This window comes from Spirillospora sp. NPDC000708 (genome assembly GCF_040299565.1).
In the GTDB taxonomy this organism is placed as follows: Bacteria; Actinomycetota; Actinomycetes; order Streptosporangiales; family Streptosporangiaceae; genus Spirillospora.
Genome location: NZ_JBEPCJ010000011.1, coordinates 94,321 through 118,366, shown reverse-complemented (window position 1 = coordinate 118,366; position 24,046 = coordinate 94,321). Strand labels below are relative to the sequence as shown.

Sequence of the window (24,046 nt, the reverse complement as noted above, 5' to 3'; positions counted from 1 at the left end):
CTCACTCCGTTCTCGCCTGCTGGAGCAGCTCGCCGCGCAGGTCCTCGCCCGCGCCCGCGTCGCGGAGCCGCTCCAGCGCCTCGCGGGCCTGATCGTCGAGCTTCTGCGGCACCTGCACGTCCACGGTGACGAGCAGGTCGCCCTTCGTGCCGTCGCGCCGCGTCGCGCCGCGGCCGCGGACCCGGAACGTCCGGCCGTTCGGAGTGCCCTCCGGCAGCCGCAGCGTCACCGGCTGCCCCTGGAACGTCGGCACCCGGATCTCCGCGCCGAGCGCCGCCTCCGGGAACGTCACCGGCACGGTCATCGTCAGGTTGTCGCCGGTGCGGCCGAACACCTTGTGCGGCAGCACCTTGATGTTCACGTACAGGTCGCCCTGCGGGCCGCCGTTCTCGCCCGGCGCGCCCTTGCCCTTCAGCCGGATCCGCTGCCCGTCCGCGACGCCCGCCGGGATGCGGGCCTGGATGGTGCGGTCCGACTGCTTGCGGCCGCTGCCGTGGCAGGTCGGGCACGGGTCGTCCACGACCAGCCCGCGGCCGTGGCACTCCCGGCACGGCTCCTGGAAGCCGAAGTTCCCGAGGTTGCGGGTCTCGTGCCCGGTGCCCTCGCAGTTCGGGCACACCCGCGGCACCGTGCCGGCCTTCGCGCCGGTGCCCCGGCAGGACGGGCACGCCGCCTCGCTGGTCAGCTTGATCGGGACGGTCACGCCGTTCATCGCGCGGCCGAACGACAGCGTCACGTCCGTCTCGACGTCCGCGCCGCGCCGCGCCCGCCGCGCGCCCGTCGTCCGGGTGCCGGCGCCGCCCCGGTTGAACAGGCCGCCGAACAGGTCGCCGATGCGCTCGCCCGCGCCGCCCGTCTGCGTGCCCCCGGTCTGCCCGAAGAGGTCCCCCAGGTCGAAGGGGAAGCCCCCGCCGCCCTGCTGGCCGCGGAAACCGCCCGGCATGGACCGCACCGCGTCGTACTCCTTGCGGCGCTTGTCGTCCGACAGGACGTCGTACGCCTCGGAGACCTCCTTGAAGCGGTCCTCGGCGTCGGCGTCCCCCTTGTTGGCGTCCGGGTGGTACTTGCGCGCCAGCTTCCGGTAGGACTTCTTGATCTCCTCCTGCGAGGCCGACTTCGAGACACCGAGGACTTTGTAGTAGTCCTTCTCCAGGTAGTCCTTGGTGCTCACGGCGCCCCGCTCTCTGCTATCGCCACTTGCGTCTTGTCTTCACGTGCGCCGCCGGGCCCGCCCCGTCCCAGGACGGGACGGGCCCGGCGGGTAAATCACTCGCCGTCGTCGGCGCCCTCGTCGGCGCCGGCGTTCGGGTCGGGCTCGGCCACCGCGACCCGGGCGGGCCGCAGGACCCGCTCCCCGATCCGGTAGCCGGGCTGCAGGACGTCCACGACGCTCGTCTCGGTCACGTCCGCCGAGTACGAGTGCATGAGCGCCTCGTGCACGGTCGGGTCGAACGGCTCGGCCTTCTCGCCGAACTTCTCGAGCCCGAGCTTGCCGGTGACCGCCTCCAGGCTCTCCGCGACGGACTTGAACCCGCCGGTGAGCTCGTCGTGGTCCCGGGCGCGGCCGATGTCGTCCAGCACCGGGAGCAGCTCGGACAGCACCTGCCCGAGGGCCTGCTCGCGGACCGCGACCCGGTCCCGCTCGACCCGCTTGCGGTAGTTGTCGTACTCGGCCTTGAGCCGCTGGAGGTCGGCCAGCCGCTCGTTCAGCTGCGTCTTCAGCGAGGAGACCTCCTCATCGGATTCCCCGGTGCCCCCGTTGGCCGGGGCCTCCGGGGCCGGCTCCTCCGCCGGCTCCCGGAGCTTCCCCGTCTTCGGGTCGATGCGCCGCTTGTCGCGGATCACCGGGCCCTCCTGGTCCTCGCCCTCGCGGGGGGAGGAAGTCACGAGGCCTCACCCTTCGGCTTGTCGTCGTCCACGATCTCGGCGTCGACGACCTCGTCGTCCTGCGCGCCCTGGGCGTCGGCCGTCGGGCCGGCGTCCTCGGCGCCCGGCTGGGCGCCCTCGGGGTTCTGCGCGTACATCGCCGCGCCCATCTTCTGGGAGACCTGCGCGAGCTTCTCGGCGCTGCCCTTGATCGCGTCGACGTCGGTGCCCTCCAGGGCCTTCTTCACCTCGGCGATCGCGTCGTTGACCTCGGTCTTCAGCTCCGCGGGGACCTTCTCGTCGTTCTCCCGCAGGAACTTCTCCGTCGAGTACGCGAGGGTGTCGGCCTGGTTGCGGACCTCGGCCTCCTCCTTGCGCTTGCGGTCCTCCTCGGCGTAGTTCTCGGCGTCGCGCATCATCTTCTCGATGTCGTCCTTGGGCAGCGCGCTGCCGCCCGTGATGACCATCGACTGCTCGCGACCCGTGCCCTGGTCCTTCGCGCTGACGTTGACGATGCCGTTGGCGTCGATGTCGAAGGTGACCTCGATCTGCGGGACGCCCCGCGGCGCCGGCGGCAGGCCGGTCAGCTGGAAGGTGCCGAGCTTCTTGTTGTACGCGGCGATCTCGCGCTCGCCCTGGTAGACCTGGATCTCCACGGACGGCTGGTTGTCGTCGGCGGTGGTGAACGTCTCCGACCGCTTGGTCGGGATCGTGGTGTTCCGCTCGATGATCTTGGTGAAGATGCCGCCCTTGGTCTCGATGCCGAGGCTCAGCGGGGTCACGTCCAGCAGCAGGACGTCCTTGACCTCGCCCTTCAGCACGCCGGCCTGGAGGCTGGCGCCGATCGCGACGACCTCGTCCGGGTTGACGCCCTTGTTCGGCTCCTTGCCGCCGGTCAGCTCCTTGACCAGCTCGGACACCGCGGGCATCCGGGTGGAGCCGCCGACCAGGACGACCTGGTCGATGTCGCCCACCGTGATGCCGGCGTCCTTGAGCACCGAGTTGAACGGCGCCTTGGTCCGGTCGAGCAGGTCGGAGGTCATCCGCTGGAACTCGGCCCGGGTGAGCTTCTCGTCCAGGTGCAGCGGGCCCTCGGAGGAGGCGGTGATGTAGGGCAGGTTGATCTGCGTCTCGGACGAGCCGGACAGCTCGATCTTCGCCTTCTCCGCGGCCTCGCGGAGCCGCTGCAGCGCCATCTTGTCCTTGGACAGGTCGACGCCGTTGGCGTTCTTGAACTTCTCCACCAGCCAGTCGACGACCTTGTTGTCCCAGTCGTCGCCGCCGAGGTGGTTGTCACCGCTGGTGGCCTTGACCTCGACGACCCCGTCGCCGACCTCCAGCAGGGACACGTCGAACGTGCCGCCGCCGAGGTCGAACACCAGGATGGTGGCCTCGTTCTCCTTCTCCAGGTGGTACGCCAGCGCGGCCGAGGTCGGCTCGTTGATGATGCGCAGGACGTTCAGGCCCGCGATCTGGCCGGCCTCCTTGGTGGCCTGGCGCTGGTGGTCGGAGAAGTAGGCGGGGACGGTGATGACCGCGTCGGTGACCGTCTCGCCCAGGTAGGACTCGGCGTCCCTCTTCAGCTTCTGCAGCACGAACGCGCTGATCTGCTGCGGGGTGAAGTCCTTGTCGTCGATCTTGGTCTTCCAGTCGGTGCCCATCTCGCGCTTGACCGACCGGATCGTCCGGTCGACGTTGGTCACCGCCTGGCGCTTGGCGACCTCGCCGACCAGGACCTCTCCGTTCTTGGCGAAGGCGACGACGGACGGCGTGGTCCGCGACCCCTCCGCGTTGGCGATGACGGTGGGCTCGCCGCCCTCCAGGATCGCGACGACCGAGTTGGTCGTCCCGAGGTCGATGCCGACCGCACGTGCCATGTCTCTCGTCCTCCGTCGTTTCCGGTGTTATCGCGCCCCGGTCGCCCCCGGGGTGCGGCCGGTCGATGTCTGTCTGTCCGCAAGAGTGCCCGGCCCCCGGCTCGTTGTCAAATGACTTGAGTCGGGCGGACTCAACTTTGCTGACGCTCTCTAGAACAGGACGTGTGAGCCACCTATTCCAGTTCCCGGCCCGGTGTAAGAAAACGGGATCCATCGGGACTACTCCCGCGAAGACGATCACGCCCTCCGGGTGATCACTGAGGGCCGCCCACCCCCGGGCGGCCCTGCGCAGAGGAGTCTCGATGATGTACGGACGCCGGAGCCGGGCCCCGCTCGGCCTCCTGCTCGGCACGCTGCTCGCGGCGGGGACGGCGGCGGTCCTGCCCTCGCCCGCCGCCCACGCCTCGCCCCCCGGCGCACCGCCCTCGGACGGGGCGCCCTCGGGCGGGCTCGCGCCGGGCCGGTCCTGGAAGGTGACGCTGCTGACCGGCGACGTCGTCCGGGTCCGGACGGCGCGCGGCCGCCCGCCGATGGTCGCGGTGAGCCCCGCCCCCGGACGCGGCGCCCACCTGTTCCGCACGGCCGTCCGGCCGGACGGGCACGTGGTGGTGACGCCGCTGGACGTCGCGCGCCTGGTCGGCAGGGTGATCGACCCCGCCCTGTTCGACGTCACGGCGCTGATCGAGGACGGCTACGACGACGCCCGCAGCGCCGACCTGCCCCTGATCGTCCAGCGGGACGGCGGCGGGCGCGCCCTGTCGGCGCTCGGCGGCGGGACGCTCCGTCAGGGCGTCGCGCTGCCGAGCATCGGGGCCGTCGCCGCCCGGCAGCCGAAGAAGGACGCGCAACGGCTCGGCTCGTCTCTGGCTGCGATGTCCGTGCCGTCGCCGAAGGCCGCGAACGGCCTCCGGCACGTGTGGCTGGACGGCCGGATCAAGGCGACGGCGCTTCCCGCGACGGCGCTTCCCGCGACGGCGCTTCCCGCGACCGCGCCGGCGGCCGCCCCGAAACTCGACGGGAACCTGACGCGGATCGGCGCGCCCAAGGCGTGGAAGGCCGGGTACACGGGCGCGGGCGCGACGGTCGCCGTCCTCGACACCGGCGTGGACGCGACGCACCCCGACCTCAAGGGCCGGATCGCCGGGACGGAGAACTTCTCCGACGCGCCCGGCACCGCCGACCGGTTCGGGCACGGCACGCACGTCGCCGCGACGATCGCCGGCACGGGCGCGGCCGCCGGCGGCGCCCGCAGGGGCGTCGCGCCCGGCGCGCGCCTGCTGGTCGGCAAGGTCCTCGGCGACGACGGCTTCGGCACCGACTCCAGCCTGATCGCGGGCATGGAGTGGGCGGCGCCGCGCGCGAAGGTCGTCAACATGAGCCTCGGCGGCGACGCGTCCGACGGCACCGACCCGGTCTCGCGGGCGCTCGGCGGGCTCAGCGCGAAGTACGGCACGCTGTTCGTCGCCGCCGCCGGCAACGACGGCGCGATCGGGTCGATCGGCGCGCCGGGGTCGGCGGACGCCGCGCTGACCGTCGGCGCGGTCGACGGCGCCGACCGGCTCGCGGACTTCTCCAGCCGCGGCCCCCGCGCGGGCGGGCACGCCGCCAAGCCGGAGATCGTCGCGCCGGGCGTGGACATCGCGGCGGCCCGCGCGAAGGGCACCGCGATGGGCACCCCGCTCGGCCCGCTGTACACGCGGGCGTCGGGCACGTCGATGGCGACCCCGCACGTGGCGGGCGCGGCGGCGCTGCTCGCCGCCCGGCATCCGCATTGGACGCCCGCGCAGCTCAAGGCCGCGCTCGTCGGGACGGCCGGACCGGCGACCGGCGGCGACGTCTACGAGCGCGGCGGCGGGCACCTCGACGCGGGCGCAGCCGTGACCGAGGCCGTCCTGCCCGCCCAGGCCGTGGTGGACCTCGGCACTTCGACGTTCCCCGCGCACAAGGCGCTGTCGGCGAAGCTCGGTTGGGCGTCGCAGGGCGCCGCCGCGCGCCTGTCGCTGAGCGTGAAGGCGACCGACCGGAAGGGCCGCGACGCGTCCGGGGCGGTGCACCTGTCCGCCGCAGCGGTGAGCGTCCCGGCGGGCGGCACCGCTTCGGCGTCGCTGACCGTCGACGCGTCCAAGCTCGGCGCGCGTCCCGGCATGTACGAGGCGGAGGTGACGGCGAGGAGCGGGAAGACGGTCGTCCACACGCCCGTGACGTTCTACGTCGAGCCGCCGTCCCACACGCTGACGGTGAAGGCGATCCCGATGCCCGGCACGGAACCGGCCGACTTCTCCGCCTACAGCGCCGTGGTCGACCTCGACGACGCCGCGCTGTACGCCGAGTCGGTCGACCCGACGCCGGAGGGCACGAAGGTCCGCGTTCCCGAAGGCCGCTACAGCGTGCTCGGCACCGTCGACGACACCAAGGGGAACGCCTGGCGGTCCGCGCTCGCGGGCACGCCGGAGGTCCGCGTCGACCGCGACCTGACGGTCACGCTGGACGGTCCCGCCGCCAAGCCCGTCACGGCGAGCGTCGAGGGCGTCCGGACCAAGGCGGTCATGGCCAGCGCGTCCGCCGTCCAGAGCACGAAGCGGATGATGTGGACGGTCGGCGTCTACAGCGACGACCCCGCCGCCGCCCCCGTCTACGCCCAGGCCATGCACGGCGCCGGGACCGGGACGTTCCGCGCCTACAGCAGCCACCGGCTGACCGCGCCCGGCGCCGTCTACGACCTCATCCACCCGTACGGCAACGGCGTCCCGGCCGACCCGTCGCATGCCGTCGGCGCGGCGGAGAAGGCGCGGATGGCCCGGATCGACCAGCGGTTCGCCGCGTTCGACGGCGACACCGGCAAGGGCGTCACCGAGCACCGCTACGGCACGTCGCCGGAGGGCCTCCTGCTGGCCGGACTCGACGCGTCCGGCGCCGTCCCGTCCGGGACGACCCGCGCCGACTACGTGTCGACGGGCAAGGGGATGCTGTGGGCCGACGAGGCGTTCCCCGAAGCGATCGCCAACGGGGAATGGGTCGACCAGCTCCCGTTCCGGGAACTGCGGCCCGGGCAGCGGATCTCGCGCACGTGGGGCCGCCAGCCGGTCCGTCCCGGCCCGTACTCCGGGTCCGGCGTCTCGCTCAGCGATTGCGCCCCGAACCCGTCCGTCCGGACCGGCGACCACGTCCACGTCGAGCTGGTCGACCTCCAGACCAGGCTGGACGGGTTCGACTGCGGTCTGGACGGCGGCGGCGTCACCGGCGCCCTGGCGCTGTACTCCGGCGGCAAGAAGGTCGGCGGCGCGGCCGGCCCGGCCGGCGACTTCGACGTCCCGTCCAAGCCGGCGGCGTACCGGCTGACCTACGCCAACGACGCGTCGAAGCTGCTGCCGGTGTCGGTCCGCACCTCGACGGCCTGGACGTTCCGCTCGTCCGCGCCGCGCGGTGACGGCGCGCTCCTGCCGCTGCTGCTCGTCGACTACGACCTCGGCCTCGACCTGCGCAACCAGCCGTCGGGAGAGCCCGCCGTCCTCACCGTCGCGCGCGTCGCGGGCGCGCCGGCGGCGAAGGTCACCGGGCTGCGGTTCTGGACGTCGGTGGACGACGGCGCGACCTGGCGGGCCGTCCCGGTGAAGGCGCTCGGCGGCGGCCGGTTCAGCGCCCCGCTCCCGGCCCCGGCCAAGGGGCAGGCCGTGTCGCTGCGGGTCACCGCGCAGGACGCGGGCGGCAGCGGCGTCGACCAGCGCATCATCCGCGCCTACCGCGTCCGGTAGCCGTCCGGTAGGCGTCCGGCGGGAGTCGTCGCGGCGCGAAAGCGGCGAGGGGTTCCGGGTGATACGTCTGTGACCGCCATCCGTGCGACGGAAAGGCAGCACATGACAGGGGAACCCCTCGCCGCGGCACCGCCCCGGGCCACCGCCGGCCCGCCCGTGCCGCGGGCGTCCCTGCACGACCCCGAACGGTTCGGGGAGGTCTTCGACGCGCACTTCGCCGAGATCCACGGCTACGCGGCCAAGCGCCTCGGCCCGGACGCCGCGGCCGACGTCGCCTCCCAGACGTTCCTGGAGGCGTTCCGCCGCCGCGACCGCTACGACCCCTCCCGTGCGGCCGTCCGCACCTGGCTGTACGGCATCGCGACGAACCTGATCGCCAAGCACCGGCGCAGCGAGGTGCGCGCGCTGCGCGCCCGCGAACGGCTCGGCCCCGGCGACACGGGCGGCGAGGGCCACGCGGACGCGGTGGACGCCCGCGTCAGCGCGCAGGGCCTGCGCGGACGGCTGGCCGGGGCGATCGCGGCGCTGTCCGCCGGGGAGCGCGACGTGCTGCTGCTCGTCGCGCTCGCCGAGCTCAGCCACGAGGAGGTCGCGGCGGCGCTGGACGTCCCGTACGGGACGGTCGGCTCCCGGCTCAGCCGGGCCCGGAAGAAGGTGCGCGAAGCACTCGGCGGGACCAACCCGATGCGCGATGGGGAGGACGACCATGGATGAACTGCGGACCGTCCGGGAGGCGTACGGGGACACCGCGCCACCGACCATGACGGAGATCGCGCAGGCGCGCGCGCTGTGGGAGGAGAAGCCGCCGCGCAGGTCCCGGCTCGGGTGGCCGTTCAGGATCGGCGTCGGCGCCGTCGCCGCCGTCGCCGCCGCCGCGGTGGGGATCGCGACGGCCGGCACGTCCGGTTCGCCCGGCGCACCCCGGCCTCCTGCGAACGTGGACCTGGGCAGGCAGGCGGTGCTCGCCGCCGCCACCAAGGCGGAGCAGGCGCCCACCGGGAAGTACTGGTACACCGACCAGGTGTCTGGCCAGTCCTACATCGTCCGGTCGAAGTCCGGCACCCCGTACGCGATCTCCGCGGCGGCCTCGGAGATGTTCGGCTGGGACGGTGTGAAGCCCGGCATGGGCACGATGTACTACGACCGCGACCTCCCGGCTCGCCCGCTGACCGAGCAGGACGCGGCGGTGTGGCGCGCGGACGGTTCGCCGTCGAGCTTCCGCACCTGGTCGGGCGACCACCACGCCACCTACACCACCAAGGCGGGCGAGTGGCGGTCGAGCGGTCCGAACGTGGGCCTGGACCCCCAGGGCGGCGGGAGGTTCTTCTGGGGGAAGTCGGCCGAGGAACTGCAGGGGCTGCCCACCGACCCGGCCGCGCTCACCAGGATGATCCTGTCCGACGAGGCGCTGCGGAAGAAGTTCGGAAAGGCGCACCCCGGGGCGTCCCGGCGGACGGGGCTCCGGATGACGCCCGCGGCGAAGATGCGGATCGCGTCAGGATTCCTGACCGCCCCGACGCCGCCGAAGGTCCGGGCCGGCCTGATCCGGGCGCTGGCCGCCCTGCCGGGCGTCCACGCGGTCGCCCGCGAGACCGACGTGCTGGGCCGCACGGGGGTCGCGCTCGCCGCCGACCCCATGCCCTCCACGGACGACGGCGAGTACGGCACGAAGAAGGAGGACCAGGGGACCTACACCTGGCGCAGCGTCCTGATCTTCGACGAGAGCAGCGGCGCGCTGCTGTCCATGCAGGACGAACTGGTCAAGCCCGGCGGCGTGTACCGGATGCGCGAGCCCGGCTTCGTCATCTACCACGACACCTTCCGCGGCTCCGGCTGGTCGGACACCGAGCCGAAGCCGCCCGCGAGGCCGCCCTTCCCCGCCCGCTGACCCCGTCCCTCCGCGGCGGCCGGTCCCCGTCCGCCGCGGAGGGGGACCGGCCGTCCCCTTCCCCGAGATCCGGAATGCTTCGGTAAGAATCGGCGGCTCCCGATCACTACCCGGGTGACGGAACCCCCGGACGAAGGGCTCGGACCTTGTCGGACCCCGAAGACATCGCCCGGTTCACGGCGCTGTACGACGCGCACCATCCGCGCGTCCACGCCTACGCCGTGAGCCGGGTCGGCGTGCAGGCCGCCGAAGAGATCACGAGTGAGACGTTCTGCGTCGCGTGGCGGCGCGTCCGCGACCTGCCGGCCGAGCCGCTGCCCTGGCTGCTCGGCATCGCCCGCAACCTGCTGCGCGAGTCGTACCGGGCGCGGGACCGGCAGGACGCGCTGGCCCGCGAGCTGCGGACCTGGGCGGCCGGGCAGCCGCCCGCGGGCGACGTCGGCGAGGCGGTGGCCGAGCGCGCCGGGATGCTGCGCGCGCTCGCCGCCCTGCCCGACGGCGACCGCGAGCTGCTGGCGCTGGTCGCCTGGCACGGGCTGTCGCCGGGCGAGGCGGCGAAGGTCATCGGCTGCTCGAAGGCGTCGTTCTACGTGCGGCTGCACCGGGCGCGGCGGCGGCTGGAGCGCGCGCTGACCGGTGAGTCGCGGGCGCCGGACCACGGCGCGCCCGCTCCCCGCCCGTCCCTGGTCAGCCCCGAAAGGAAGGTCGTCCGATGAAGCATGACGTGATGAAGGCGCTGGCCGAGGCCCGGCCCGAGCAGCTCGACCCCCCGGCGGACCCCGACACGGCCCGCGCGCGCCGGGAGCGCGACCTCGGACGGGCGTTCCTGGCCGACCCCGACGACTCGCCCGCCGGGGGACGGACACGGGGGCGCCGTCCCGTCCGCTGGACGGTGCTCGGCGTGGTCGCGGCGGGCGCGGCGGCGGCCGTGGCGGTCGCGACGGTCGGCTCGTCCGGTTCGCCCGGCTCGCCGGGGAGGCGGGGCGGTCCCGGGGCGTCCGGGAGCATCGACCTGAACAAGCAGGCGGTGCTCGCCGCGGCCACCAAGGCAGAAAAGGCGCCGACCGGGAGGTACTGGTACACCGACCGGCTCGACGGCCAGTCCTACATCGTGCCGGCGAAGACCGGGCCGTACGCGATCGTCGGCGCGCAGACCGAGTCGTTCGACTGGTTCGGCGCGAAGTCCGGGACGGGCGAGGCGTACTACCTGCGCGACCTGCCGGCCCGTCCGGCGACCGCGCAGGACACGGCGCTGTGGCGCAAGGCGGGGTCGCCGTCGAGCTTCCGCGTCCGGACCGACGGCGGCTTCACGACGTACGGCACTAAGGCGACCACGTGGCGGTCGAGCGGGCCGGAGGCGGGCACCGACCCGCGCGGCGGCGGGGCGTTCCTCGGCATGTCGCCCAAGGAGCTGCGGAACCTGCCGTCGGACCCGGCGGCGCTCGCCCGGAGGTTCCTGAGCCAGGCGGAGGCGAGCCGCGCCATGGGCATGGACCCGAAGAGCGGCCGGGCGCCGAGCCCCGAGCAGGCCGCGGCCTCCCGGATCTGGCGGGTCGCGTCGCTGCTGGGCGGCGCGCCGGTGCCGCCGAAGGCGCGGGCCGGGCTGATGCGGGCGCTGGCCGCGCAGCCGGGCGTCCAGGCGATCGGGCACGTCACCGATCCGCTGGGCCGCCGCGGCGTCGCGCTGGCCTCCCCCGAGCGCACCACCGCGGTCGCGGACGGGCCGGACGGCGGGCGGAGCGCCTACCGCTCCCGCGACGTGATCGTCTTCGACGAGGCCACCGGCGCGCTGCTGTCCGTCCAGGACACGCTGACCCGGCCGGGCGGCGAGTACGCGGCGATGAAGCCCGGGTTCGTCATCAGCTACTCGGCGACCCGCACCGCGAACTGGACCGACGCCAAGCCCAAGCCCCCCGCGAAGCTCCCCTTCTAACCCCCCGGCCGGGGTGAGCGCTGCGTTGTCCCATGGCGGCCGCCCCCGTCCTCGCCCTCCGCCCGAGCTCCCGAGCTCACGGGCGGAGGGCGAAGGCGTTCCGGGGGATCGGTTGAGAACGGGGTGATCCGTCCCCCCACAGCGAGGATTCGTCCATGGCACACGACCGGCCGCCGGAGGCGGAGGGCCCCACCGGGCCCGGCTCCGACGCGGAGGTGATCGTCCGTTCGCGGCGAGAACCGGACGCGTTCGCGGAGATCTTCCACCGCCACTTCACCGAGATCCACCGGTACGCGGCCCGCCGGCTCGGCACCGACGCGGCCGACGACATCGCCGCCGAGACGTTCCTCATCGCGTTCCGCAAGCGCGCCCGGTTCGATCCCGCGCGGGTGACGGCCCGCCCCTGGCTGTACGGGATCGTCACCCGGCTGATCGGGCTGCACCGGCGCGCCGAGGGACGCCGGTACCGGGCGCTCGCCCGCACGCCCGCCGAGAACGTCCTGGACGGGCACGACGACCTGGTCGCGGCGCGGGTCACCGCCGGGGACGCCGGCGCGGACATCGCGGCCGCGCTGGCCCGGCTGCCGCGCGGGGAGCGGGACGTCCTGCTCCTGGTGGCGCTGGCCGACCTGTCGTACGAGGAGGTCGGGCAGGCGCTCGGCCTGAAGACCGGCACGGTCGCGTCCCGGCTGCACCGGGCGCGGCGCCGCCTGCGGGAGGCGCTCGGCACGGACCGGACGGCAGCGATCGCGGAGGAGGCGACGGCGTGAACGGGATCGACGAGATGGACGGCGTGCGGCGGGTGCTGGCCGAGCCCCCGGAACCCGCGCCGGAGGTGGCCGCGAAGGCGTTCGGCCTGCTGGAGCGCGAGATGTCCGGCGGTCGCGCCCGGACGCCGCGGGCGGGACGGCGGCTGCGGTCCGGTGGGCCGCTCGGGCTCGGCGCGGGCCTCGTCGCGGTGGGCGCGGCGGCGGCCGTCGCCGTGGTCGCGGCGGGCCAGGGGGCGCAGGAGCCGCCGAAGGCGCCGCCCGGTGTCGACCTGAACAGGCAGGCGGTGCTCGCGGCGGCGGCGAAGGCCGCGCTGATGCCCGTCGGGAAGTACTGGTACACCGACCAGATCCAGGGCCAGTCCTACATCATGCGGCCGAAGACCGGCGAGTACGCGATCGTCGGCGCGCACAGCGAGACGTTCGAGTGGTCGGGCGTGAGGAGCGGCATGGGCGAGGCGTTCTACGGCCGGGACATCCCGGCGCGTCCGCTGACGCCGAAGGACGCGGCGCTGTGGCGCAAGGCGGGCGCGCCGTCGGCGTTCCGCGTGTGGTCGAACGACCACTACTACACCTACGACCGGCACACCTCGGCGTGGGATGCGGACCGGCCGGACGCGCAGGGCGGCGGCCGGTGGCTCGGCGACCGGGACCCGAACGGCGGGGAGTCCGGCGGCATGACCGTCGAGGACCTGCAGAACCTGCCCACCGACCCCGCGAGCCTGGCCGCGCGTTTCCTGAAGGGGGCCGCCTCCGACCCGAAGCTGGAGAGGATCAGGAAGACCCTGGCGCAGATGCAGCGGCAACCCGTGCCCGCCGATCCCGCCAAGCGGGCCGAGCACGCCGCGGCCATCAAGTCGCTCCAGGACATGCTGAAGAAGGTCGACGAGGGCCGGCGGGAGGACCCGCACGGCTCGCGCGACAAGCTGATGAGGGCCGAGGACCTGATGATGGACCTGCCGCTCCCGCCGGCGGTGCGGGCGGGGCTGATGCGGGCCCTCGCCGCGCAGCCCGGGGTGCGGGCGATCGGAGCGGTGACGGACGAGCTCGGCCGCAAGGGCATCGCGCTGGCGGCCGCCGACACGACCGTCCACGTCACCGGCGAGTACGGCACCCCGGCCGCCGAGCAGGGGACCTACACCTCCCACGAGGAGATCATGTTCGATCCGGCGACCGGCCAGCTGCTCGGTAGCCGTGACGTGCTGACCAGGCCGGGCGGCGCCTACCGGTCGCAGCCGCCCGGCTTCGTGATCAACTACTGGCTGGTGCGGTCCTCCGGCTGGACGGACGCCAAGCCGAAGCCGCCCGCGAAGCTCCCCTTCTGATCCGCCCCGCGCGTTGACCGCGGCGAGCCGTCCTGGCGGCGTCCAGGGCGGCTCGCCGCACGTCAGCGGGGGCGGCGGCCCTCGATGCCGTCGAGGACGCAGGACAGCCCGTAGTCGAAGCGCTGCTCCACCACGTCGGCGGTCTCGCGGGTCCAGACCTCGCGGATGTGCGCGGTGAGCCGCGGGTGGCGCTCGGCGATCTCGGCGAGGTAGGGGCCGAGCGTCCGCATCCAGTCCTCGCCGGTCGCGGTGCCGTGGGCGCCCTGCCAGCTCGCCTCGCTGCCCGCCGCGCCGATGACGTAGTCGGCGATCAGCGACATCGCGTTGTCCAGGTCCAGGCCGGTGAGGCCGGCCCCGTCGAAGGCGCCGATCACCTCGTCGAGGACGCGGGTGGCGTTCGGCCCGATCATCGGCCGGGCGCCGAACAGCGGGACCGTCCAGGGATGCCGGTGGATCATCGCGCGCAGGTCCCGGGCGTAGCCGGCGACGGCGGCGCGCCAGCCGCCGGCGTCCGGGCCGGGGACGCGGACCTCGCCCATCACCCGGTCGAGGGCGAGCTCCAGCAGCTCGTCCTTGTTCGCGACGTGCCAGTAGACGGACGTCGCGCCGGAGCTCAGCCGGGTGCCGAGGCGCCGCATGCTGAGCCCGTCGAGGCCCTCGGCGTCGAGCAGCTCCAGCGCGGCGTCCACGATCTGGTCGCGGGTGAGCGTGGGCTGCTCGCGCTTGGCGCGCCGGGGGCGCACCCACACCGACTCCGGCGGCTTCCCGCCGTCCGCCCTGCCCGCCTTGGCCGCCATCGGTCCCTCCCCGGCTCGGTCCGTCTCGTACAGAGTACCGGGACTTGAACAGTGTGCGAGTTGCGTCGTACGGTGTGCGAGTCAGCTCGAACACTGTACGAGGAGTCCCCCGTGAACACAGCCGCCCCCGCGCCGCACCCCCGGCGCCGGCAGATCCTCGGCGTCCTCTGCCTGAGCCTGCTGGCCGTCACCGTCGACAACACGATCCTCAACGTGGCGATCCCGTCGCTGCTGAAGGACCTGCACGCGACCATGTCCGACGTCCAGTGGACGATCGACGCCTACTCGCTCGTCTTCGCCGGCCTGCTGCTCACCGCCGGCGCCCTCGGCGACCGCTTCGGCCGCCGCCGCGCGATGCTGGCCGGGTTCGCGCTGTTCGGCGGCGGCTCGCTGCTCGGCGCGTTCGCCGCGAACCCCGGCGAGCTGATCGCCATGCGCGCGGTCATGGGCCTCGGCGGCGCGTTCCTGATGCCCGGCACCCTGTCGGTCATGGCTCAGGTGTTCGGCCCGGACGAGCGCGCGAAGGCGTTCGCGATCTGGGGCGCCACCTCGATGATCGGCGTCGCGGGCGGGCCGGCCCTCGGCGGAGTGCTGCTGGAGCACTTCTGGTGGGGCTCGGTGTTCCTGGTGAACGTCCCCATCACCGTCGTCGCCGTCGTCGGCCTGCTCGTCCTCGTCCCCGAGTCGCGCGGCCCGCGCCGCCGCCCCGACGTCCTCGGCTCCGTGCTCTCCACCGTCGGCATGGCCTCGCTCGTGTGGGCGATCATCTCCGCCCCCGACCACGGCTGGACCGGCGCCCGCACCCTCGCCGGCCTCGCGGTCGGCGCCGCCGCCCTCACCGCGTTCGCCGCCTGGCAGCGCCGCGACCCCGAGCCGATGCTCGACCTCGCCCTGCTGCGGCAGCGCGCGTTCGCGGGCTCCGCCGCCGTCATCGCGGTCCTCGGCTTCGTCCTCGCCGGGACGCTGTTCGCGCTCACCCAGACGCTCCAGCTCGTCCTCGGCTACGGCCCGCTCAAGGCCGGGCTCGCGCTGCTGCCCTGCGCCGTCGCCGCGGCGGCCGGCAACGGCCTCGGCGCCGCCCTCGAAGCCCGGCTCGGCGGGCGGCGCGCCCTCGTCGCGGGCCTGCTCGTCATCGCCGCCGGGTTCGGCGCCCTCGCGATGGAAGGCCCCGGTGACGGCCTCGCCCCGATCATGACCGGGCTCGTCGTCGTCGGGTTCGGCATGGGCCTCGGCTCGCCGCCCGCCTACGACCTGCTGATGGCGGCCGTCCCCGTCGAGGAGGCCGGCGTCGGGTCCGCTGTGAACGACGCGGGCCAGGAACTGGGCAACGCGCTCGGCGTCGCCGTCCTCGGCAGCGTGATCTCCGCCGTGTACGCCCGCGCCCTGCCGCACGGCGCGCCCGCCGCCGCGAAGCACTCGCTCGGCGAGGCCCTCGCGATCGGCGACCCGGCGCTCGCGCAGCAGGCCCGCGACGCGTTCGTCCACGCGGTGTCCGTCGGCTCCCTCGCGGGTTGCGGCGCCACCCTCGCCACCGCCCTGTTCGCCGCGGTCGTCCTGCGCGGCGTGCCCCGCCCCGTCTCCACGCCGGCCGGCGTGGAGAAGGTCGCCGATCCCGCGTGAAAGCGATCCGGGGGGCGAGCGGAGTAGAAGTGACGACCATCCCCCCCGGAGGTGCCTGATGCCGGACCCCATGGAAGGGGCGGCCGAGTGACCGCCCCACCCGACACGGCCCCGACGGACGCGGAGCTGCTCGCCGCGTCCGTCCGCGACGGCGACCGCTTCACCGCCGTCTACGACCGGTACTACACCGACGTCCACCGCTACGTCGCCGGACGCCTTGGCCCGCAGGCGGCCGACGACGTCGTGGCCGAGACCTTCCTCGCCGCGTTCCGCCGCCGCGCCGCCTTCGACCCGTCCCGCGGGGCCGTCCGGCCCTGGCTGTTCGGCATCGCGACGAACCTCATCGCCCAGCACCGCCGGACCGAGACCCGCCGCTACCGCGCGCTCGCGCAGGTCGGCGTGGACCGCCACCCCGGCGGCCACGACGACCGGGTCGCGGCCTCGGTGTCCGCCGAACGGCTCCAGCCGTCGCTGGCCCGCGCGCTCGCCGCGCTGTCCCGCAAGGACCGCGACGTCGTGCTGCTCAAGGCGCTCGCCCAGCTCTCCCACGAGGAGATCGCCGACGTGCTGGGCATCCCGTACGGCACCGTCGGCTCCCGCCTGAACCGGGCGCGCAGGAAGCTGCGCGCCGCCCTGCCCGCGCACACGGAAGGACCGTGACCATGGACGAACTCCAGATGATCGCCACGATGCTGGACGAGCCGCCCACCCAGGACGGCGAGAACGCCGTCCGCCACCGCCTCCTCAACGGGATGCGCGAGCCGGAGCGCGCCGAGCGGCGGGCGTGGCGCCGTCCCGCCCTGTGGAGCGGCTTCGGCCTGGCCGCCACCGCCGCCGCCGTCACGGGCGCGGTCGTGCTCTCGTCCGGCACCACCCCGCGCGCGCCCGACCCCGGCCACGGTCCCGGCTCCGTCCCCGCGCAGCCGATGTCGGCGAAGACCGTGCTGCTCACCGCCGCCGAGCACGCCGCCGCCGCACCGGCATCCGGCAAGTACTGGCACGTCCTGAGGGTGCAGTCGAGCGCCTACTACAGCGACCGCGGAAAGTACTGGATGCTCGGGCGGCAGCTGATCGCGCAGTGGAGCCGCCCGGACGGCCGGTCCTGGAGCGGCTTCCGGACGCTCGGCGCCGTGCCCATGACCGCCAAGGACGCGCCCGCCTTCCGCCGGGACGGCTCGCCCGACCCGAACCCTGTCGCCCCCAGGCTCGACAAGGACACCGGGACGAAGACGTTCCTGGTCTGCGACACGGGCATGACGTTCAAGCAGGTCCAGGCGCTGCCCACCGACCCCGGCGAGCTGAGGGCCGCGCTCAAGCGGGCGATTCCCCGCGCCCACGCCACCGCCGGGCGCACCGCGGACGAGGTCGTGAAGAACTGCGTGACCGACCTGCTCAGCTTCGTCCCCGCGCCGCCGAAGGTGCGCGCCGCCGCCTACCGGATGCTCGCCGCGATGCCCGGGGTCACCGCCATCGGCAAGGTCACCGACGAGCGCGGCCGCCAGGGGGTCGGGCTCCACGTGCGGGTCATGCGCGACGTCGCCGACACCGTGATCATCGACCCGGGCTCCTCGCTCGTGCTGAGCACGTCGCGCACCGTGCCCGACGTGCCCGGCAAGGTCGACAAGGAGCTGTACGTGCAGGTCGGCTGGACCGACACGCCCCCGGCCGTCCCCACCCTCCCCTGACCCGGCGCGGCCGATCCGCGGCGAGCCGCCGTCACGGACACCGACGTGACGGCGACTCGGCGCGGATCAGCCCAGCAGGTCGGACGGGCCGGTGCCGGTCTCGGTGAGGGGCAGGCCGAGCGCCGCCCGTTCGGCCAGCCAGCCGGACGGCCGGTAGCGGGGATCGCCGGTCGCCTCGTGCATCTGGCGGAGGACGTCGAGCACGCGGTCCGCGCCCACATGGTCGCCCCACTCCAGCGGCCCGCGCGGGTAGCCGAGGCCGAGCCGGACGGCGGTGTCGATGTCCTCCGGGCGGGCCAGCCGCTGCTCGGCGATGCCGCAGCCCACGTTCACCACCGAGGCCAGCAGCCGCGGGGCGACCGCCACCGGCGCGTCCCGCACGACGGTCACCGGCCGTCCCGTGGCGAGCAGGGCGGCGAGCGCGGCGCGGCCCGCGTCCGGGTCGAGGGCGGGCTGCACGGTGAGGGTGAGGCGGCCGAAGAACCCGAAGAACCCGTCCAGGCCGAGGGTCCGCTCGCCCGGCAGGCCGTTGGCGACCTGGTCGGCGACGCTCATGTCCGTGGTGGCGTCGACCAGCACGACGGCTCGCGCGGACGGCTCCTCGCCCGCCTCGACCTCCACCCCGGCCTCCGACAGCAGCATGCCCAGCGTCTCCCGGTGCTCCGGCTCCTGGAACCAGACCGGCCGCGGATCGGTGGCCGGGGCGGCGGCCTCGGGCGGCTCCTGCTTGGCGCCGTCCACGTACCGGTAGAAGCCCTCGCCCGACTTGCGGCCGAGGAGCCCGGCCTCCATCCGCGCGCGGCCGATGCGGGACGGCCGGTACCGCGGCTCGGTGTAGAAGCCCGTCCAGATCGACTCCATCACCGGGTGCGAGACGTCCATCCCGGTGAGGTCGAGCAGCTCGCACGGGCCCATCTTCAGGCCGAGGACGTCGCGGGCGATGCGGTCGATGTCGGCCGGTTCCGCGACGCCTTCGGACAGGATCTGCAGCGCCTCCGTCACCAGGCCGCGCCCGGCGTGGTTGACGAGGAAGCCCGGCGCGTCCGGGGCGGTGACCGGTTCGTGGCCGAACCGCCGGACGAGGGCGGACAGCGCGTCCGGGATCCAGGCGGCGGTCCGCGCGCCCGGGACCACCTCGACCAGCCGCATCAGCGGGACCGGGTTGAAGAAGTGCAGCCCCGCGAGCCGCGACGGGTCCCGCAGCGCCGCGCCGATCGCCGTCACCGGCAGCGAGCTGGTGTTCGTCGCGAACAGGACCCGCTCGCCGGCGGCGCTCTCCAGTGCCGCGAACAGCTCCCGCTTGGTGTCCAGGTCCTCCCGGACGGCCTCGATGACCAGGTCGCAGTCCTGCAGCGGGGTCAGCGGCTCGCCGACCGGCTTCAGCCGCGCCTTCGCCGCCGCCGCGTCGTCCGCCGCCATCCGGCCCTTCGCGACCAGCTTGTCGAACATCGCGCCCACGTGCTCGACGGCGCTCTTCACGGCTTCGAACCGGATGTCCGCCAGCTCCACGGTCAGCCCACCGGCCGCCGCGAGCTGCGCGATCCCGCGCCCCATCGCGCCCGTTCCGATGACCCGGACCGTCGCCGCCCGCTCCGCCCAGTCCTGCCCGGCCTGCTCCATCGCGCCTCCTCGCTCGCCTGCCCTGCATTCAACCCGCTACCGGGCGCGGGCCCGGACGCGGGGCGCGGTCTTCGGGGTCATAACCTGCGGAGTGCCCGCCGTTCCCGGATTGAGGAGAACCTGCCATGCGCACCGCGGTGATCTGCGAGCCGCTGCGGACCCCGATCGGCCGCTTCGGCGGGGTGTTCAAGACGGTGCAGCCCGTCGACCTGGCGTCCACGGTGATCCGCGCCCTGGTCGAGCGCACCGGCGTGCCCGGCGACGCGGTCGACGAGGTGTTCCTCGGCCAGTGCTACCCGAGCGCCGACGCCCCCGCCATCGGACGCGTCGCCGCCCTCGACGCGGGCCTGCCCATCGAGGTCGGCGGCCTCCAGGTCGACCGGCGCTGCGGGTCGGGCCTCCAGGCCGTCCTGAACGCCGCGATGCAGATCCAGACCGGCGTCAGCGACCTCATCATCGCGGGCGGCACCGAGTCGATGAGCAATGCGCCGTTCTACACGACGTCCGCCCGCTGGGGCCTGCGCGGGCCGTCCCTCGAACTGCACGACACGCTCGCGCGGGGCCGCGCCACGGCGGGCGGCGTCAATTACCCGGTGCCCGGCGGCATGCTGGAGACGGCGGAGAACCTGCGCCGCGAGTACGGCATCGGCCGCGAGGAGCAGGACGAGCTGTCGGTCCGCTCGCACCAGCGCGCCGTGGAGGCGCAGCGGTCCGGGCGCTTCGCGGACGAGATCGTCCCCGTCACCGTCCCGTCCCGCAAGGGCGACACCGTCGTGGACACCGACGAGCACCCGCGCCCCGACACGTCGATGGAGACCCTCGGCAGGCTGCGTCCCGTCCTCGCCAAGAGCGACGACCAGGCCACCGTCACCGCGGGCAACTCCAGCGGCCAGAACGACGCCGCCGCGGCGTGCATCGTCACGACGCCGGAGCGCGCCGCCGAGCTCGGGCTGCGTCCCCTCGTCCGGCTGGTCTCGTGGGCGCGCGCGGGCGTCCCCCCGCGCACCATGGGCATCGGGCCCGTCCCGTCGACCGCCAAGGCCCTCGCCGCCGCCGGCCTCACCCTCGCCGACATCGACCTGATCGAGCTGAACGAGGCGTTCGCCGCGCAGGTCCTCGCCGTCACCCGCGAGTGGAAGGTCAAGGACGCCGACTGGGACCGCATCAACGTCAACGGCTCCGGCATCTCCCTCGGCCACCCCGTCGGCGCCACCGGCACCCGCATCCTCGCCACCCTCGCCCGCGAGATGCACCGCCGCGAGGCCCGCTACGGCCTCGAGACGATGTGCATCGGCGGCGGCCAGGGCCTCACCGCCGTCTTCGAGCGCGTCTAACCGGGGTCCGCGCCGTCCCGCAGGCCCGGCAGGCCCGCCTCGTACGCGAGCAGCGCGGCCTGGACGCGGTTCTCCAGGCCGAGGCGCGCGAGGATCCGGTTGACGCGGCTCTTCACGTTCGCCTCGCTCAACCCGAGGACCTCGGCGATCCGCGCGTTCGGCAGCCCGCGCGCGACGAGGAGCAGCACCTCGCGCTCGCGCCCGGTGAGCCCGTCCAGGCGTCCCGGCGCCGCCGGTGCGGGCGGCGCCGGGTCCGGGGGCGCCGCCGCGAACGCCGTGACGAGCCGCCGCGTCACGCTCGGCGCCAGCATCGCCTCCCCGGCCGCGACGACCCGGATCGCGTGTTCGAGCTGGTCGATCGGGCTGTTCTTCAGCAGGAACCCGCTCGCTCCGGCGCGCAGCGCCGCGTACACGTACTCGTCGAGGTCGAAGGTGGTGAGGACGAGGACGCGCGGCCGCGCGTCGCCCTCCCACGGGCCCGTCATGATCCGCCGGGTCGCCTCGACCCCGGACACGCCCGGCATGCGGACGTCCATGACCACCACGTCCGGCCGCAGCCGGGCCGCCTCGGCGACGGCCTCGGCGCCGTCCGCCGCCTCGCCGACGACGGCCAGCCCGTCCCGCCGGTCGATCACGACCCGCAGCGCCGCCCGCACCATCTCCTGGTCGTCGGCGAGCAGTACCCGCACGGTCATCGGACGCCCTCCACCGGCAGCTCGGCGCGGACCAGCCAGCCGCCTTCCGGGCACGGGCCGGTGCGCAGCGTCCCGTCGAACGCGGCGACGCGCTCGCGCAGGCCGACCAGCCCCCGCCCGGACCCCGGCACGGGCGCGCGGCCGGGGACGGCGGGGCCGTTGCCGACCTCGACGACCAGCGCGGCGCCCGCCGTCCGCAGCGCCACCCGCACGTCGGTCGGCCCGGCGTGCTTGAGGACGTTCGTCAGCGCCTCCTGCACGATCCGGTACGCCGAGACCTGCACGGCCTGCGGCAGCGCGGCCGTCCCGGCGTCCACGTCCGCCCGCACCCGGCAGCCCGCGCCCTCGGCGGCCTCGACCAGGCGGCCGAGGCCGCGCAGCGACGGCTCGGCGCCGCCGTCGTCCCGGCCGGCGTCGAGCAGGCCGAGGATGCGGCGCATCTCGATCAGCGCCGTGTCCGCCGTCTCGGCGATGCGCGCCACCCCGGCGCGGCCGAGCGCGGGGTCGTCCCGGACGACGTCCTCGGTGGAGCGCGCCTGCACGGCGATGGCGCTGACGTGGTGCGCGACGACGTCGTGCAGGTCGCGCGCGATCCGGGCGCGCTCGGCGGCGACGGCCTGCCGCGCGTTGCGCTCGCGCTCGGCGCGCAGCCGCGCGTTGAGGTCGCGGAGCTCGCGGGCGTCGGCGTCGATGCGCCGCCGCGCGTGCCCGAGCAACCACGCGACGCCGAGGAACACCGCGAACGTGGTCGCGGTGATCGGTTCGAGCGAGTCGGGGCGCGGCGCGGGGGACCGGCCGAGCGCCAGGTCCACCGCGACGGCCCCGGCCAGCGCCCCGGCGGACGCGGCGAGGCTCGCGGCGGCGGGGGCGTACCGGGCCGCCGCGTAGACCCCGAAGATCAGGAAGTACGGCCCGGGCGTCTTGCCCGGAACCGGATCGGCCGCTTCGAACGCGATGAACGCGACGGTCATCGCCGCCAGCACCGCCAGAGGCCGGCGGCGCCGCCACAGCAGCGGGACGGTCTGCACCCCCCACAGCGCCAGTGCCGCAGGGCCGGGCGCGGGGTCGCGGGCGGCCAGCGTCACGACGTCGAACACGGTGAGGCCGCCGCCGAGCACCGCGTCGAACAGCCATGGCCTGCCCTCCGTCCAGGCGCGGGCGCCCCGCAGCACGGACGTGACGGCGACGGTCTCCACAGCAGGTGAGGCTAGTCAACGGCTCCCTTCCCGGACATCGCCCGGAAGGCGCGCATCCAAAGTTGCGCGAGCGCGGAGAATTCGGCCGCGCGGGCGACGCCCCGCATATAGGTGCTCACTTAGCGTCCCAACGCATGGGCATTCCTCTCCTCGAAAACACGACGTCTCCGGCCGGGGCACGCCCCGCCGAGCGCGCGCGCCGGCGCCGGTACGCGCTGCTCGCGGCCGGGACGGCCGCCATGATGTTCGCGGTCGGCGGGCGCTGGGACGTCCCGCTCGCGGCGTGGCTCTTCCCCGTCCTGCTGCTGCGCTTCACCCGCACCACCGGCCCGTGGGCGGGCACCGCCTGGACGTGGGCGGCCCACCTCGCAGCCGCCGCGTTCTGGGTCTACGAGTCGGCCATGGGGTCCGGCCCGGTCGTCCTCGCCGGTGCCGCTGCGCTCAGCGCGGTCCAGACCGTGCCGTTCCTCCTCGACCGCCTGCTGGCCCCAAGGCTCGGCCGCTGGACGGGCATGCTCGTCTTCCCCGCCGCCGTCGCCGCGACCGAGTTCCTCATCACGCTGCTGTCGCCGTTCGGGACCGCCTACGGCTCCCTCGCGGTCACCCAGCACGGCGATCTGCCGCTGCTCCAGGTCACGTCCGTCACCGGCGGCTACGGCATCGGCTTCCTCATCGCCTGGTCCGCCGCCGCCGTCAACGGGTTCTGGCAGGAGCCGTCGCGCCCGGCGGCCCGTCCCGCCGCCGCCTGCGCGGCCGTGCTCGCGGCGGTCGCCCTCGCAGGCGGCGCGCGGCTCGCGCTGCTCCCTCACGACGGAAGGACCGTGCGGATCGCCGGGGTGAGCCCGGCCAGGACCGTGGTCGCCGCCGAGCACGCCGCGCTCGCCCGGATCCCCGGGGGACGGCAGGGGATCGCCGCCGCGCCGCCCGCCGCCGTCGACCCCGCCACCACCGCCGCGCAGGACGACCTACTCGCCTCGACCCGCCGCGAGGCCGCCGCCGGAGCGAAGATCGTCGTCTGGCCCGAGAACGCGGTCCCCGTGCAGGCCGCCCGCGAACCGGCGGTCATCGCCGCCGCCCGCGCCGAGGCCCGCCGCTCCCGCGTCTACCTCGACATCGGCATCGCCGTCTACGACACCGCGGGCCCCGCCTTCGGACGCGACGAGACCGTCCTCCTCGGCCCCGACGGCGCCGTGCTGTGGACGTACCAGAAGGCCCACCCCATCCCCGGCTCCGAGACCTACAAGCCGGGGGACGGCCGCGTCCCCGTCGTCTCCACCCCGTACGGCAGGATCGCCAACGTCATCTGCTACGACGCCGACTTCCCGGCGATGATGCGCGTCCGCGCCGACATCATGCTCGTCCCGGCCCACGACTGGCGCGAGTACGGGCGCCCCCACACCGACAAGGCGGGCCTGCGCGCCGTCGAGGGCGGCTACGCGCTGGTGCGCCAGGACGCCGAAGGGCTCTCCGCCGCGTTCGACGCCCGCGGCCGCGTCCTCGCCACCGCCGACTCCTTCGGCTCCGGCCGGCAGACGCTCGTCGCCGACGTCCCCGTCCGCGGCGCCACCACGCCCTACGACCGGATCGGCGACCTGTTCGCCTGGCTCTGCGTCGCCGCGGTCCCCCTCCTCGCGGCCCTCGCCGCCGCCAGAAGCCGCCGCGCGTGACGTCCGCTCTGATCGTCGGCGGGT

The 24,046-nt window shown here is 74.8% G+C and carries 19 protein-coding genes; 12 read left to right on the top strand and 7 right to left on the bottom strand.

Annotated features, from left to right (window positions below; translation table 11 throughout):
• Window position 1: 1 nt before the first annotated feature.
• The 3 genes from dnaJ to dnaK all read right to left on the bottom strand — a co-directional run bounded on the left by dnaJ (window position 2) and on the right by dnaK (window position 3,743).
• Window positions 2–1,171, bottom strand: coding sequence for a molecular chaperone DnaJ (gene dnaJ / locus ABT299_RS11120; RefSeq protein ID WP_190850731.1), 1,170 nt, complete (start codon window positions 1,169–1,171; stop codon window positions 2–4).
• Between the two features lie 95 nt (window positions 1,172–1,266).
• Complete coding sequence (grpE, locus tag ABT299_RS11115) at window positions 1,267–1,887, bottom strand: nucleotide exchange factor GrpE (RefSeq protein ID WP_500250557.1); 621 nt, start codon at window positions 1,885–1,887, stop codon at window positions 1,267–1,269.
• The gene (gene dnaK, locus ABT299_RS11110; protein ID WP_500250556.1) at window positions 1,884–3,743 is read right to left on the bottom strand and encodes a molecular chaperone DnaK; all 1,860 of its coding nucleotides are present in this window, start codon (window positions 3,741–3,743) and stop codon (window positions 1,884–1,886) included. The genes grpE and dnaK overlap by 4 nt, the downstream gene beginning before the upstream one ends.
• A gap of 302 nt (window positions 3,744–4,045) precedes the next feature.
• On the opposite strand from dnaK, the gene ABT299_RS11105 reads away from it, so the two are divergent.
• The 7 genes from ABT299_RS11105 to ABT299_RS11075 all read left to right on the top strand — a co-directional run bounded on the left by ABT299_RS11105 (window position 4,046) and on the right by ABT299_RS11075 (window position 13,408).
• Window positions 4,046–7,495: a S8 family serine peptidase gene (locus ABT299_RS11105; RefSeq protein ID WP_500250555.1), complete on the top strand. Its 3,450-nt coding sequence runs from the start codon at window positions 4,046–4,048 to the stop codon at window positions 7,493–7,495.
• Window positions 7,496–7,597: 102 nt separating this feature from the next.
• The gene (locus tag ABT299_RS11100) at window positions 7,598–8,209 is read left to right on the top strand and encodes an RNA polymerase sigma factor (protein ID WP_500250554.1); all 612 of its coding nucleotides are present in this window, start codon (window positions 7,598–7,600) and stop codon (window positions 8,207–8,209) included.
• Window positions 8,202–9,383 (top strand): CU044_5270 family protein, encoded by a 1,182-nt coding sequence (locus ABT299_RS11095; RefSeq protein ID WP_500250553.1) that lies wholly within the window; start codon window positions 8,202–8,204, stop codon window positions 9,381–9,383. The genes ABT299_RS11100 and ABT299_RS11095 overlap by 8 nt, the downstream gene beginning before the upstream one ends.
• Window positions 9,384–9,529: 146 nt before the next feature.
• Entirely contained in the window at window positions 9,530–10,099 is a 570-nt protein-coding gene (locus ABT299_RS11090) for an RNA polymerase sigma factor (protein ID WP_433145629.1), read from the top strand.
• The gene (locus ABT299_RS11085; RefSeq protein ID WP_500250552.1) at window positions 10,096–11,316 is read left to right on the top strand and encodes a CU044_5270 family protein; all 1,221 of its coding nucleotides are present in this window, start codon (window positions 10,096–10,098) and stop codon (window positions 11,314–11,316) included. Before ABT299_RS11090 ends, ABT299_RS11085 begins: the two co-directional genes overlap by 4 nt.
• A gap of 155 nt (window positions 11,317–11,471) precedes the next feature.
• Window positions 11,472–12,086, top strand: a complete 615-nt coding sequence (locus ABT299_RS11080; protein WP_500250551.1) for an RNA polymerase sigma factor — start codon at window positions 11,472–11,474, stop codon at window positions 12,084–12,086.
• A complete protein-coding gene (locus ABT299_RS11075; RefSeq protein WP_500250550.1) occupies window positions 12,083–13,408 on the top strand; it encodes a hypothetical protein in 1,326 nt (441 codons plus the stop codon). Before ABT299_RS11080 ends, ABT299_RS11075 begins: the two co-directional genes overlap by 4 nt.
• Before the next feature lie 62 nt (window positions 13,409–13,470).
• Here the strand turns inward: ABT299_RS11075 and ABT299_RS11070 are convergent, their stop codons facing one another.
• Window positions 13,471–14,205: a TetR/AcrR family transcriptional regulator gene (locus ABT299_RS11070; RefSeq protein WP_190850696.1), complete on the bottom strand. Its 735-nt coding sequence runs from the start codon at window positions 14,203–14,205 to the stop codon at window positions 13,471–13,473.
• Between the two features lie 111 nt (window positions 14,206–14,316).
• Here ABT299_RS11070 and ABT299_RS11065 point away from each other — a divergent pair, with 111 nt between their 5' ends.
• From ABT299_RS11065 to ABT299_RS11055, 3 genes are all read left to right on the top strand, one after another.
• Window positions 14,317–15,825, top strand: coding sequence for an MFS transporter (locus ABT299_RS11065; RefSeq protein WP_500250549.1), 1,509 nt, complete (start codon window positions 14,317–14,319; stop codon window positions 15,823–15,825).
• 87 nt (window positions 15,826–15,912) lie between these two features.
• Complete coding sequence (locus ABT299_RS11060; RefSeq protein WP_190850691.1) at window positions 15,913–16,485, top strand: sigma-70 family RNA polymerase sigma factor; 573 nt, start codon at window positions 15,913–15,915, stop codon at window positions 16,483–16,485.
• A 2-nt stretch (window positions 16,486–16,487) separates the two neighbouring features.
• A complete protein-coding gene (locus ABT299_RS11055) occupies window positions 16,488–17,510 on the top strand; it encodes a CU044_5270 family protein (protein WP_500250548.1) in 1,023 nt (340 codons plus the stop codon).
• Between the two features lie 66 nt (window positions 17,511–17,576).
• Here ABT299_RS11055 and ABT299_RS11050 read toward each other — a convergent pair whose 3' ends face one another.
• Window positions 17,577–19,130: a 3-hydroxyacyl-CoA dehydrogenase gene (locus ABT299_RS11050; RefSeq protein ID WP_500250547.1), complete on the bottom strand. Its 1,554-nt coding sequence runs from the start codon at window positions 19,128–19,130 to the stop codon at window positions 17,577–17,579.
• Between the two features lie 125 nt (window positions 19,131–19,255).
• Between ABT299_RS11050 and ABT299_RS11045 the strand changes: the two genes are divergently transcribed.
• Entirely contained in the window at window positions 19,256–20,464 is a 1,209-nt protein-coding gene (locus tag ABT299_RS11045; protein WP_500250546.1) for an acetyl-CoA C-acetyltransferase, read from the top strand.
• Here the strand turns inward: ABT299_RS11045 and ABT299_RS11040 are convergent.
• Window positions 20,461–21,159, bottom strand: a complete 699-nt coding sequence (locus ABT299_RS11040) for a response regulator transcription factor (RefSeq protein ID WP_500250545.1) — start codon at window positions 21,157–21,159, stop codon at window positions 20,461–20,463. The genes ABT299_RS11045 and ABT299_RS11040 overlap by 4 nt on opposite strands.
• Window positions 21,156–22,355: a sensor histidine kinase gene (locus ABT299_RS11035; protein WP_500250544.1), complete on the bottom strand. Its 1,200-nt coding sequence runs from the start codon at window positions 22,353–22,355 to the stop codon at window positions 21,156–21,158. Before ABT299_RS11035 ends, ABT299_RS11040 begins: the two co-directional genes overlap by 4 nt.
• Before the next feature lie 134 nt (window positions 22,356–22,489).
• Here ABT299_RS11035 and ABT299_RS11030 point away from each other — a divergent pair, with 134 nt between their 5' ends.
• On the top strand, window positions 22,490–24,022 hold the full coding sequence (locus ABT299_RS11030; protein WP_500250543.1) for a nitrilase-related carbon-nitrogen hydrolase: 1,533 nt from the start codon (window positions 22,490–22,492) through the stop codon (window positions 24,020–24,022).
• Window positions 24,023–24,046: the final 24 nt, after the last annotated feature.

What these genes read in the sequence shown, in the direction of transcription:
- ABT299_RS11030 (WP_500250543.1), top strand. Translation starts at nt 22,490, where the DNA reads ATGGGCATTCCTCTCCTCGAAAACACGACGTCTCCGGCCGGGGCACGC.
- ABT299_RS11050 (WP_500250547.1), bottom strand. Translation starts at nt 19,130, where the DNA reads ATGGAGCAGGCCGGGCAGGACTGGGCGGAGCGGGCGGCGACGGTCCGG.
- ABT299_RS11100 (WP_500250554.1), top strand. Translation starts at nt 7,598, where the DNA reads ATGACAGGGGAACCCCTCGCCGCGGCACCGCCCCGGGCCACCGCCGGC.
- dnaK (WP_500250556.1), bottom strand. Translation starts at nt 3,743, where the DNA reads ATGGCACGTGCGGTCGGCATCGACCTCGGGACGACCAACTCGGTCGTC.
- ABT299_RS11045 (WP_500250546.1), top strand. Translation starts at nt 19,256, where the DNA reads ATGCGCACCGCGGTGATCTGCGAGCCGCTGCGGACCCCGATCGGCCGC.
- ABT299_RS11070 (WP_190850696.1), bottom strand. Translation starts at nt 14,205, where the DNA reads ATGGCGGCCAAGGCGGGCAGGGCGGACGGCGGGAAGCCGCCGGAGTCG.
- ABT299_RS11080 (WP_500250551.1), top strand. Translation starts at nt 11,472, where the DNA reads ATGGCACACGACCGGCCGCCGGAGGCGGAGGGCCCCACCGGGCCCGGC.
- ABT299_RS11040 (WP_500250545.1), bottom strand. Translation starts at nt 21,159, where the DNA reads ATGACCGTGCGGGTACTGCTCGCCGACGACCAGGAGATGGTGCGGGCG.
- ABT299_RS11105 (WP_500250555.1), top strand. Translation starts at nt 4,046, where the DNA reads ATGATGTACGGACGCCGGAGCCGGGCCCCGCTCGGCCTCCTGCTCGGC.
- ABT299_RS11085 (WP_500250552.1), top strand. Translation starts at nt 10,096, where the DNA reads ATGAAGCATGACGTGATGAAGGCGCTGGCCGAGGCCCGGCCCGAGCAG.
- ABT299_RS11055 (WP_500250548.1), top strand. Translation starts at nt 16,488, where the DNA reads ATGGACGAACTCCAGATGATCGCCACGATGCTGGACGAGCCGCCCACC.
- ABT299_RS11095 (WP_500250553.1), top strand. Translation starts at nt 8,202, where the DNA reads ATGGATGAACTGCGGACCGTCCGGGAGGCGTACGGGGACACCGCGCCA.